7 protein-coding genes are annotated in these 11,891 nt (G+C 37.6%); 2 read left to right on the top strand and 5 right to left on the bottom strand.

The features are described 5' to 3' along the window. Window positions 1-18: 18 nt before the first annotated feature. The 5 genes from H9Q20_RS02010 to H9Q20_RS01990 all read right to left on the bottom strand — a co-directional run bounded on the left by H9Q20_RS02010 (window position 19) and on the right by H9Q20_RS01990 (window position 9,027). Window positions 19-2,223 carry a TonB-dependent receptor plug domain-containing protein gene (locus H9Q20_RS02010; protein ID WP_124642687.1) on the bottom strand — a complete coding sequence of 735 codons (2,205 nt, stop codon included), beginning with the start codon at window positions 2,221-2,223 and terminating at the stop codon, window positions 19-21. A gap of 37 nt (window positions 2,224-2,260) precedes the next feature. Beyond that, the gene (gene kdsA / locus H9Q20_RS02005; RefSeq protein ID WP_187478168.1) at window positions 2,261-3,070 is read right to left on the bottom strand and encodes a 3-deoxy-8-phosphooctulonate synthase; all 810 of its coding nucleotides are present in this window, start codon (window positions 3,068-3,070) and stop codon (window positions 2,261-2,263) included. Continuing rightward, window positions 3,051-3,923, bottom strand: coding sequence for a hypothetical protein (locus tag H9Q20_RS02000; protein WP_187478167.1), 873 nt, complete (start codon window positions 3,921-3,923; stop codon window positions 3,051-3,053). The genes kdsA and H9Q20_RS02000 overlap by 20 nt, the downstream gene beginning before the upstream one ends. A 62-nt stretch (window positions 3,924-3,985) precedes the next feature. After that, window positions 3,986-5,464: a hypothetical protein gene (locus H9Q20_RS01995; protein WP_262385558.1), complete on the bottom strand. Its 1,479-nt coding sequence runs from the start codon at window positions 5,462-5,464 to the stop codon at window positions 3,986-3,988. Between the two features lie 77 nt (window positions 5,465-5,541). Continuing rightward, a complete protein-coding gene (locus H9Q20_RS01990) occupies window positions 5,542-9,027 on the bottom strand; it encodes a DUF2723 domain-containing protein (RefSeq protein WP_187478166.1) in 3,486 nt (1,161 codons plus the stop codon). Window positions 9,028-9,401: 374 nt separating this feature from the next. Between H9Q20_RS01990 and H9Q20_RS01985 the strand changes: the two genes are divergently transcribed. Both H9Q20_RS01985 and H9Q20_RS01980 read left to right on the top strand, forming a co-directional pair. Then, entirely contained in the window at window positions 9,402-10,439 is a 1,038-nt protein-coding gene (locus tag H9Q20_RS01985) for a PLP-dependent cysteine synthase family protein (RefSeq protein ID WP_124642698.1), read from the top strand. Window positions 10,440-10,536: 97 nt separating this feature from the next. After that, complete coding sequence (locus H9Q20_RS01980; RefSeq protein WP_187478573.1) at window positions 10,537-11,808, top strand: aminotransferase class I/II-fold pyridoxal phosphate-dependent enzyme; 1,272 nt, start codon at window positions 10,537-10,539, stop codon at window positions 11,806-11,808. Window positions 11,809-11,891 lie beyond the last annotated feature (83 nt).

Below are 11,891 nucleotides of genomic sequence, written 5' to 3'. Positions count from 1 at the left end.
AGAGTGCTTTTTTAAAATTTATTTTATTCTAAATTCTAATTTTACATTGAAAAATCTACCGGTTAACCGGGTCGGTACCGGATAGATGTATTGGGTATTGACATCGGTAACCCATTGGTTAGCAACCGTATTGTTGATATTGAAGGCATTGAAAACTTGTACGCCCAAAGTAAGTTCGTCAAAAGCTCCCCAAAATCCCCAACGATCGTTCTTTTCTTTAGGATCTATAAAAACATAGGACAATCCCATATCCACTCTTTTGTAAGACGGCAAAGTCCTTTGGAATTGGTAAGAATTGCTGTATGGAGGTGCTCCTGTTGGCAATCCCATGGCATATACTCCCGTTAGGTTTACCCTCATTTTTGGGAATTTTGGCATGTAGTCTTGGTAGAAAATGGCAAACCTGAATCTCTGATCGGTTGGTCTTGCAATATCACCTTGATTGTCGATGTTTTCAAAAGCACGAGCGTAACTTGCCGAGATCCACGACTCTACACCGGGTACAAATTGTCCGTACAATCTGGTGTCTATTCCGTAGGCATAACCTGTGGCATTGTTCTGCCCGGTATATTTTATCCTAACATTGTCCATATAAAACGGAATTAGTTGATCCATTTTTTTGTAATACAATTCGGTAGTCAGTTTGAAAGGTCTATCGTACATATCGAATTCATAATCATTGGCCAAGATCATCTGTAGGGATCTTTGAGATTTGATGTCCGAATTGAAACTGCCGTCCAAATCTTTTATTTCTTTGTAAAAAGGTGCTTGGTAATAGATCCCACCGGATAATTTAAAGAGCATGTCCGCTTCCCAATCGGGTTTTATGGCAAATTGTGCCCTTGGCGAAAAAATGGTTTCTTTGTTGTACGACCAATTCGAAACTCTAGCTCCGGCATTTAAAAATACTTTTGAACTTCCCCACATCAACTTTTGAGAATATTGCAAATAGGCCGATAGTCGGGTAGGAGAGATGGCATTGTTTCCGGCAATGTAATGCTTTAGTTCCAAAGCCGATCCGTCCAATGTTCCAGGATTGGTAACCACTCTCGGGACGCTGTATCCTATGGAGTCGATCAGTTGCCATTCGTTGGTGAAATCTTTTAGGTTTTCTTTTTCATATTTGAAACCTACTTCGATATCGGTATTTACATTAGGAGAAAATTTTGTTCTCAGTTGGGATCCGTAGGTTTTTACCAATAAATCGTTTCTGGCATGATCGATTTGCCCACCCACATCATAAGAAGTTACAGGCTCTCCGGTTACTGGATCAAAAGTTTGCAACATGTAGGCAGAAGCTGTGGTGTAGTATTCTCTTTCCCGGTTTTGGTATGCAAAACCATCCAAAGTAATTTTTACTTTTTTTGAAGGTTTGTAGGTGATGCTTCCTGTACCCATCATGTTTTTGTACTGGTCGTTCTCTTTTCCGTTGTAGTACACGGTGAGCTTTAGTGGGGTGAGCAAACTACCAAAATCGACTTCTTTTTTCTTAGGAATCATTTCGTAATCGTTCTTGGACCAAAACCCAACAAATGAAACCGAAAGTTTCGGGTTGATGTGGTAGTTGATGTACGATTGGAAATCCATATATTTTGGGTTGAAGTCCGTATCTTCCTTCAAAGTATTCAGTACCAAATTGGTATTTCGGTAACGAGCAGAGATAAGTGCCGTAAGTTTTTTGTCTCGAGTAGCAAAACCGGTTGACAATCTCCCTCCAATCAAACTGGCTTCTCCGGCCACTTCAAATTTTTCTGGTTCTCGGTAATAAATATTAAGTGCCGATGACATTTTGTCGCCGTATTTGGCTTCGAAACCACCCGCAGAAAAATTAACCGAGGAAACCATATCCGGGTTGATGATGCTCATCCCTTCTTGCATGGAGTTTCGAATTAAAAAAGGTCTATAAATCTCTATATCGTTGATGTAGATTAGGTTTTCGTCATAATTTCCACCTCTTACCATGTATTGTGAAGAGAGTTCGGTGTTGGAGTTCACCGAAGGCAAAGTCTTTATTAGTCCTTCGATACCACCAGAGATTGAGGCAATCTGTGCAGCTTCTTTTGCTGAAATCTTCACACGGGTAAGGTCGGTGTTTTTCTGAGCATTCCTTTTTTGGAAAACCACTTCTTCTATGTTTGATTCTCTTGCTGTTGTATCTTTTTTACTCTGAGCGATAAAAAATACAGGTAAAGAAACCAGAGATGTGAGGATAAGTTTTTTCAAACGAGGTGAGTTTTTATGAGGTTGATGAGTTTTATTTCTAATTAATTGCTTTTCTAATCTTGGTTAATTTCCCCAAGAGGTCATCCAAAAGATCCAATTTCAGCATATTGGCTCCATCGGATTTTGCACACGAAGGATCCGGATGGGTTTCTATAAAAAGTCCATCTGCACCCACAGCAATTCCGGCTTTGGCAATGGTTTCTATAAGCTCTGGTCTCCCGCCGGTAACTCCAGATTCTTGGTTGGGTTGTTGCAAAGAGTGGGTGATGTCCAGGATAACCGGGGCGTATTTTTGCATCGTAGGAATCCCACGGAAATCTACAACCAAATCGGTATATCCGAAAGAATTTCCTCTTTCGATAATGCCGACTTTATCGTTGCCGGAGTCTTTCACTTTTTGTACGGCAAATTGCATGGATTCAGGAGACAGAAATTGTCCTTTTTTCAGCGTTACTACCTTTCCGGTTTTTGCTGCTGCAACGACCAAATCGGTCTGTCTAACCAAGAAAGCGGGGATTTGCAATACATCAACATATTGTGCAGCAAGAGCGGCATGCTCGTTTTCGTGGATGTCGGTTGTGGTTGGGATGTTGAAATGTTGTCCTACTTTCTTGATGATCTCAAGGGCTTTCAGGTCACCAATTCCTGTGAAAGAATCGACTCTGGAGCGGTTGGCTTTTTTAAAGCTTCCTTTAAAAATGTAGGGGATTTCGTATTTGTTTGTTATTGCAATTACTTTTTCTGCAATTTCAAAAGCCATCTCTTCGCTTTCTATGGCGCATGGACCGGCAATTAGGAAAAAGTTATTTGAATTTTTGTGTTGGATGTTATGAAGATGTTGTATCATTTTTTTGTATTGTAGATTCTAAAAGTTCTATTTGTTTTTTATATCGTTCTGTATCGAATTCTTTTTTAAATTCTATCAACCATTTTTTAGCAATATCATTTCTTTTTTTGTGACTGCTGTGAAGGATCAGGTTGCTTATGGCTTCGGCTTTGTAAGTCGGGATTTTAAAATTTGAAATATTATTAACGATGAATTTTTCAGTTTCTGTAATTTTGGATTGATTGAGTAAAGAATAGATGTATTCTTTATAAATTAATTCGTCTTTGAAATTGTTTTTAAAGGCTTCGTCACAAATTTGTTCTGCCTCGGGAAATTTTCCTAAAGCATTGTAGGAAAAAGCCAATTCAAAATAGAATTTATTGTTGAAGAATTTTTCACTTCTTAACTTTTCTAAGATGGGCAGGGCAAGTTGTGGAGCATTGCCACCGTTCAAAGAGCTGGCTCTATTTAATTTTTTTTCTTGATCCGTATCATTTGTTTTATAAAATTTTAACCATTCCGGTTCTGCTTCTAGCTTAGATTTTTCAATAAATGTTTGTGGTATTTTAGAAACTTTCAAAGCAAAATTTTCTATTCTAAAAATAATAAAAGCATGCTCTGCTTTGGGATCTTTTTTTAAAATTATATTGTCATTTTCATCACTGAGTATTTCTCCGATGTGCCTATAACTGTAACCCGCCATAGAGTCGTAATATACATAACCAAAAGTATATTGCTTGGGTGTTTTGCTTTCAGTAGCAATGTATTGGTTTTCTGCTTCTGAAATTGGAGTGTCAAATTTTAAATCACTGGTTTTTTGTGCGAAACCAAAAGTGAATGATGTTATTAAAAATGCAATTGAAATTTTTTTCATGTTGTTTTTTACAGAGAATCAAAAATATTGAAATTAAATGATATATTAATTGACTATCGGGATTATTTTCTTTGGTAAAGGTTGTAATCCGTCCCCGATGGTTTTAGTCTGTAGATTTTCTCCAAAATTTTATTGTTGGATTTCAGATGGTCTTTAATTCTAAATTCTTTGATGAGTTTATAATTTTCCTTGTAATAATCGGCATTTTCGTCTTGCGAAAGGTCCTTGTAAGAAAGCAAATATTTTGGTTTTCTGTTCTTGATGGTGTTAATTTTATAATGGGATTTGTCCTTTTTTATTTCATCTTGAATTTTTTTATCGACCAATCCTACTTCGTCAATGGTTTTTAGATGCGAGAAATACGGAACATAACCTGCAGGTTCTAAGAAAATCCATTGGTTTTTATCTTTTTCTATACTGTCCAAGTACAAGCCGATGTGTCTTCTGTAATTCCACTCTCCATTTCCTGTGGCGATAGAATGCACGGTTTGAAAGGCTACCATGGGCAAAATATAGAAAATAATTAAGAGCGAAAGCCAAAGTTTTCTCTTCCTTTCTTGTTCCAAAATCAAGATCAAAATAGGGACAAAAAGCAGAATTTGTGGTACCCAGTAATACCAATCGAATAGGCTTTTTTGTGAAATGAATATCAACTGTTTTGCCCAACCAAAAATAAAAACCATCCATAGAAAACGGTTTCTTTCTTCTTTCTTTTTGATGATGAAAATGAAAGCTAAAATTTCGAATACAAGAACCACCCAAGTAATCGGGTTGATGGCTCCGGGAAGCTTTATCATTCCCCAAAAGTTTCCATAATTCAAATAAAAATATTCCCAGTTTTGTGCCGTGGTAAAGCTTCTGTCGTAGGTCAATTGTTTTGCTGTGATGGTGTTGTTCACCACTTCGTGGAAGTACAAGCTATTGAATCCGAAAACGACACCAAGTCCCAAAATTCCCCCCAAAATATAAGACCATCGGATTTTTTTTGTCCAAATAAGATCCACCAAAAAGACAATTCCTAGGAAAATTACCGTATCTATTCTTGCAAACAATATGAGAATGGGGAAGAGGATGAGCGCCCATTTTTTCTCTCTGAAAAACCCAAAATAAATTAAACTCATCTCTAAGAAAAACAACAACCCGTACTCCATACCCAAAATAGAAATCTTAATGGAGGGTGGCAGTATCCCAAATAAAAAGATGAATACAGCTTGATGCCAGACATCTTTTAGTAATACTTTCGACAGCAGATAAGAGCCTATTGTAAATAATATGGAGTTGAAAATTAAAAGTGGATAGACAAAGTTGATTTTCCCAAAAAGTAGATTGAAAAAATAAGAGGTAAACATGTACAAGTGCGTGGTCGATGAGGATATTTTCTCTTCTCCATTAAAGCCGATCACTCCATAATCCAACAGGTTTTGTGCGACCCTCCAAGTGATGAGTGCATCTTCCTGAATGTGTTGGGTTGCTAGGAAAATCAGTTTGAAAAGAATGGTGAAAATTACTGCGTAAACCGGTATTTTGTTTGTGTTTTTCAAGTCTATGTATTTTTGTGCTTTGCAAATATAATTTTTAAAAAGAGAATAAAAAAACGGACATTGCTGTCCGTTCTGTTTTATTGGGTTACCTTGATAATGGCGTTGGTAATCTGGCTTTCTTTCTCTTTGGAATAAGTGGAGTCGTAAGGATCCATCACATCAAATAAGTATTGGTAAAATGGGGTGATGTTTTGTACTTTTTCCGATTCTTTCATGGCTTTTTCCTTGCCGATCATTTCCAAATCTTTTACAAATTCGTTAAAGCGTTTGTCGATTGGTGTTAAGGATTTGCTAATGTAATCGTAGGCCTTGTCCTTTTGTCCCATTCTTTCATAAGCATCCGCAACAGCACTCACCACAAGAGAGTATTCCATTGGTTTTACCCTCATTTCTCTTTTAACAAATTTTTGCTCTTTAGCGCTTAGTCCCAAGTAATAATCGTATTCTTTGAAGATGGTTTTCTTAAGTTCGTCGGCCATTTTCAGTCCTTTGGCTTCTTGTCCGGAAGCGATATATCCAGTAACCAAATAGCTCAACGATCGCACATCGGAATATTTGCTTGCCGGGATTTCAGCATTTGCCAAATCCAAAAGTTCAGTTGCTTTTTGTTTTTCTCCCATTTTTGCCAAAGCCTGAGCAGCTCTGGAAGCCGTGCTTCTGTAAGTGATGATGTTGGAGGTGCAGGTTTCATCAAAATGTACATTTAGATCTTTAAAGTTGCCCCATTTGAAGTTTTTCACCACTTGGTACAGTTGGTTGCCGTCCACTCTTCCGATTTCGCCACTGGCATCTTGTTTCGTATATATCGGTACCAAACGGAAACTGAATCCGTCCATCTGAAGATAATTTTGAAGGAAAAAAACATTTTCATCATCATAAATTCCACCATTTGAGAAGCTGATCGGTCTTTTCCAATCGAAGTTGGCCAAGATGTCCATAAGCATCAAATTGTTTTTAAACATCGACGATTTTTTATAATCGATAACGATTTGATCTGCAGCCAATGCAGCATCTTTTGCTGTGATAATTCCTGCTTTTACCGCATTTTCTTTATTCACCGGAAGTATGAATTTACTAACCGGCAAGAAGTTGAACTTTTCGTACTTTTCTTCACCGAAAATCATTTTCAAGATCTCGTCTTTCTCCGCAGATTTATGTTTTATGAAGTTAATGGCTTCCTTCATGGTCATGGAATCTTGAGTGATGAACTTCCTAAATCCAGCAAAAGCAGTTTCCGGAGCTCCTTGTTCTTGCAAATTGTCGAAAATTCCTTTCCAATCGTTCGGTGTCATCAGATAGATTTGGTCGTTGGTGCCTTCTCTATATTCGTTATGAGAAAGTACACTTGGTACAGGCATGGCATTGTAAGTTCTTCTTTTTACTTGGTCAATATTCCAAGGGGTAGAAAGTAGGGTAAAGTTGACCACTTTCACATCGTCACGGAAGTTTTCAGTTTCTTGTATCGCCCAAACCGGATAGGTGTCGTTGTCACCGTACACAAATATGATGTCGTTTTTTGGCAAAGATTTCAGTACAGAATAGGCGTAATCGTGAGCCGCCTCTCTGCCACTTCTGTTGTGTGGTGTATAATTTTGGAAGCCCATCATTAGCGGAATACCCAACAAGATCACTCCGGCTGCAATATTAATTCCATTGGATTTTATTTTTTGTTGAATAAACCACAAGATAGCCGCAGCTCCCAAACCAATCCAAATGGCAAATGCGTAGAACGAGCCCACCATGGCATAGTCTCTCTCCCTAGGTTCGAAAGGCTTTACTCCGGTATAAAAAACAATTCCTATACTGGTAAGTACAAATAAAGATAGGATGGCGTAAAATCTGCCGAAATCGCGGTTCAGTTGGAAGAAAAAGCCGATTAACCCTAGCAAAAGTGGCAAGAAAAAGAATTTAACCGTACTTTCATTGTTGAATTTTGCAGGCATTTTACTCATATCTCCAACATTGGCTTGGTCAATAAACGGAATTCCGGAAATCCAATTTCCCTTGGTGTTTTCCATATTTCCCTCCAGGTCATTTTGTCTTCCAACAAAATTCCAAAGAAGGTATCTCACAAAATAATATCCGTTTTGGAAAGTGAAAAAATAATCTAAATTTTGTGACAAACTAGGTCTTTGAACATTGATTAAGTCGTATTTTTTGGCTTGAAGATAATCCTCCAGCTTGATGCTTTTGTCTTCGTATTTGGATCGCAAATCTTCAAAAATTTGTTTGGCTTCCGGACTGTCTGCTATGGCTTCGTTGGAATAGTTGAAGGTGAAGTCCGGTGCGCCGTACATGCTGATGTAGTTGGACATAACATCCTGACTTTCGTTGAACATTCTTGGCATAAAACTCACATGGGCCGGGTTGTACACATAATCAAATCTTCTGCCTACCTCGCGGTACTCTCCAGATTGCTCGTCTTTTTCATAAATTACTCCTTTGTCCACACTTTTATAGCTGCCGTCTTCATTTTTTTCAATGCCATTTGCATCCAAATAAGCGGTGTAGTTTTGTCCGTAGATGGTTGGCCAATCGCCGTATTGTACACGGTTGTAATAATCCAACATCCCGATGGCATTGTCCGGATCGTTCAGGTTCATCGGTGGGTTGGCATTGGCACGGATAGGGATAACCAACCAACACGAGAATCCAAGAATCATGAAAACAACCGATAATGCTATGGTTTGTATAATTTTCCTACCCGATTTGTTGGCGTATTTAACAGCGAAATAACTCGCAAGAATCAATAAAATAAATGCAATGATGGTACCCGAATGGAAAGGCAATCCCAAACCGTTTACCGCGAATATTTCCGTTTTCCCAAAGAAAGTCATGATCACCGGGAAGATGATTTTGAAAACAAAACTCAGTACGACCAGAGTGATGGCATTGGCCCAAATGAATGATTTCCAAGAAAATGTGTAATTTCTAGCGTAGTACACCAAACAAACTGCCGGTATGGCCAACATGCACATCATGTGTACACCAACAGAAAGTCCGGTTACAAAAAAGATAAGGATAATCCATCTTTGGTTGTCGTTTTCGTGATATTCATTTTCCCATTTGGTGATGAGCCAAACAATCAAAGCAATAAACATGGAAGCCATAGAATATACTTCGCCTTCCACAGCCGAATACCAGAATGTGTCCGAAAAGGTAAAGGCTAAAGCACCGATAAGTCCTGAAAATAAAATGGAAATTTCTTGGTGTTTTGTGATCTCATCAAAATCTTTGTTTAGAAGTCTTCTTACCAAATGCGTGATGGTCCAAAACAAAAATAAAATGGTAAATGCACTAAACAAAGCCGACATGGCATTGATCACAATGGAGTACAGTTCGCCTTGTCCCATGGCAAAAATCGCTGCTACGGCTCCAACCAATTGAAAGAGAGCCGCTCCAGGAGCGTGGGTAACTTGAAGTTTTACAGCGGATGAAATGTATTCGCCACAGTCCCAAAAACTGAAACTCCTTTCCATGGTGCTAAGGTAAGTGGTTAGTGCAATGATGAAAACAACCCATCCCAAAAGGGTGTTCCATTTTTTAAATGTCCAATTTTTCATGATTTATTTATACAATTCTGCGAAAATAGTATTTTTCAATCATTTATTTGGAATTTTTAGTGAGAATCAAATCTTTTTAAAAGTATTTTAATCTTTTGAAAGTTTTTAATTTTATCACTCACTTTCTTGAAAGCTTAACGCCTTGATTTTTAGTTTTCAGTGAATGAATATTTCAGATGTTTTTATCTAAATTAAGTGTGGTGAGTGATTTTTATTAAAAAATGGTTTGATTTTTGCACCTGAAAAGTGTTTTATAAATATTTGTAATTGTACTGTTTGTAGGTTTTTGAAAATTTTATTGACTTAAATCACAAGAATAAAAATATTTTTTTTATACTTTTGCAAACGGTTTTTTAGAGAAAAATGATAATATAATGACTAATGTTCACGATAACATTTTAGGATTAATTGGGAATACTCCGTTAGTAAAATTGAATGAAGTAACCAAACAATGTCCTGCAAAAGTTTATGCTAAATTAGAATCATATAATCCTGGGCACTCCACCAAAGACAGAATCGCTCTTCATATTATTGAAGCGGCAGAAAAAAAAGGTCTTTTGAAGCCCGGTTCAACTATTGTGGAAACAACTTCTGGGAATACAGGGTTCTCCATTGCTATGGTCAGCATCATCAAAGGATACAAATGCATCTTATCCGTAAGTGATAAAACCAAAGCCGAAAAGATTGCCTACCTTAAAGCTTTAGGTGCCGAAGTTCATATTTGTCCGGCCTCCGTTCCAGCAGATGACCCAAGATCCTATTACGAAGTTGCTAAAAGAATTGCTGCAGAAACTCCAAATTCTATTTACATCAATCAATATTTTAATGAATTGAATATTGATGCGCATTACCAAACAACAGGCCCTGAACTTTGGGAGCAAACCGAAGGTAAAATTACTCACATCTTGGCTTGTACCGGTACCGGTGGGACTCTTTCCGGAACTGCAAAGTTTCTAAAAGAAAAAAATCCAAACATCAAAGTAATCGGTGTAGATGCCGACGGTTCAATATTGAAAACCTACCACGAAACTGGAAAAATTGATCATTCTGAAATTCATTCCTACCAGATCGAAGGTCTTGGGAAAAATTTAATTCCTTCAGCTTTGTTGTTTGATAAAGTAGATGAATTTGTTCGTGTTAATGACGAAATGTCCGCATATTGCACCAGAGAAATTGCATTAAAGGAAGCTATTTTGGGAGGTTATACCACAGGAGCTGTACTGCAAGCGTTCAAACAATATTCAGAAGACAATCAATTATCAGAAAATGATTTGGTAGTTTTAATTTTCCCAGATCACGGTTCCCGATACATCACAAAAGTGTACAGCGATCAATGGATGGCGGATCAAGGTTTCGTAAATAATTGTGTTCACAATTATGACGAGGTTTTTAAAACAGAAGTTGTAAAATAATAATGAATAACAAAAACATAAATCAGTCTTTTACTCACCGTGAAAGACTGATTTATGTTTAATAATTAATAAAAAATTAATAAAAATTCGCAAAATGATAGATATTTTCGATAGAATAAAACAGAATCCTGGTCCTCTAGGACAATTTGCAGATTACGGAGAAGGGTATTTTATTTTCCCAAGATTAGACGGTCCTATCGGACCTAGAATGAAATTTCAAGGTAAAGAAGTGATTTTTTGGTCGGCCAACGACTATTTAGGACTTTGCAACCACCCGGAAGTTTTAGAAACCGATGCCAAAGCTGCTGCAGAATACGGAATGTTTTATCCTATGGGAGCCAGAGCCATGTCCGGAGAAACCGATAACCACCTGAAACTGGAAAAAGAACTGGCAGAATTTGTACAAAAAGATTCGGCATATCTTCTAAATTTCGGATATCAAGGGATGGTATCTACTATTGATGCTCTTGTCTCCAGACACGATGTTATCGTTTACGACTCCAACTCTCATGCGTGTATTGTAGATGGGGTTAGATTGCACATGGGAAAAAGCTTTATGTTCCGTCATAACGATATGGACAGCTTCGAAAAAAACATCAAAAGAGCAACAAAAGTAGCCGAAGAAAACGGTGGCGGTATCTTGGTAATCACCGAAGGTGTTTTTGGGATGACTGGACAACAAGGAAAACTGAAAGAAATTGTAGCGTTTAAAAAACAATATCCTTTCCGTCTATTGGTCGATGACGCTCACGGTTTCGGAACCTTGGGGAAAACAGGTGCCGGAGCTGGAGAAGAGCAAGGTTGCCAAGACGAAATCGATGTGTATTTCTCTACTTTTGCCAAATCCATGGCAGGATTCGGAGCATTTTTGGCCGGAAACAAAGAAATCATCAGATACCTAAAATTCAACCTTCGCTCTCAGATTTTTGCAAAATCCCTTACCATGCCAATGGTTTTGGGCGGATTGAAAAGATTGGAATTGCTAAGAACAAGACCAGAAATTAAAGCCAAACTTTGGGAAAATGTAAACAAACTTCAAAGTGGTTTGATAGAAAGAGGATTCAACTTAGGGAATACCAATACCTGTGTAACTCCGGTTTTCATGCAAGGAAGCCCCGTGGAAGCTACACTTTTGGTAAAAGATCTTAGAGAGAATTTCGGTATTTTTACCTCTGTGGTGGTCTATCCCGTTATTCCTAAAGGTATGATTTTGTTGAGACTGATCCCTACTGCTTCTCACACCGATTCCGAAATCAACGAAACACTAGCTGCTTTTGAAGCCATCCATGACAAATTGGTTTCTGGACAATACAAACAGCAAGCTGAACAATATTTGAAAGAAAATAATTTGAGTTTCAAAGAAATTTAATTTATTTTTGAATTAACTTAACTGCCCGATTTATTTAACTTTAATAAAAATAAATCGGGTATTTTTATGAAATAGAACAACCA

The sequence above is a fragment of the Amniculibacterium sp. G2-70 genome (assembly GCF_014353055.1).
In the GTDB taxonomy this organism is placed as follows: domain Bacteria; phylum Bacteroidota; class Bacteroidia; order Flavobacteriales; family Weeksellaceae; genus Amniculibacterium; species Amniculibacterium aquaticum.
This window is presented reverse-complemented; position numbering and strand designations above follow the sequence as displayed.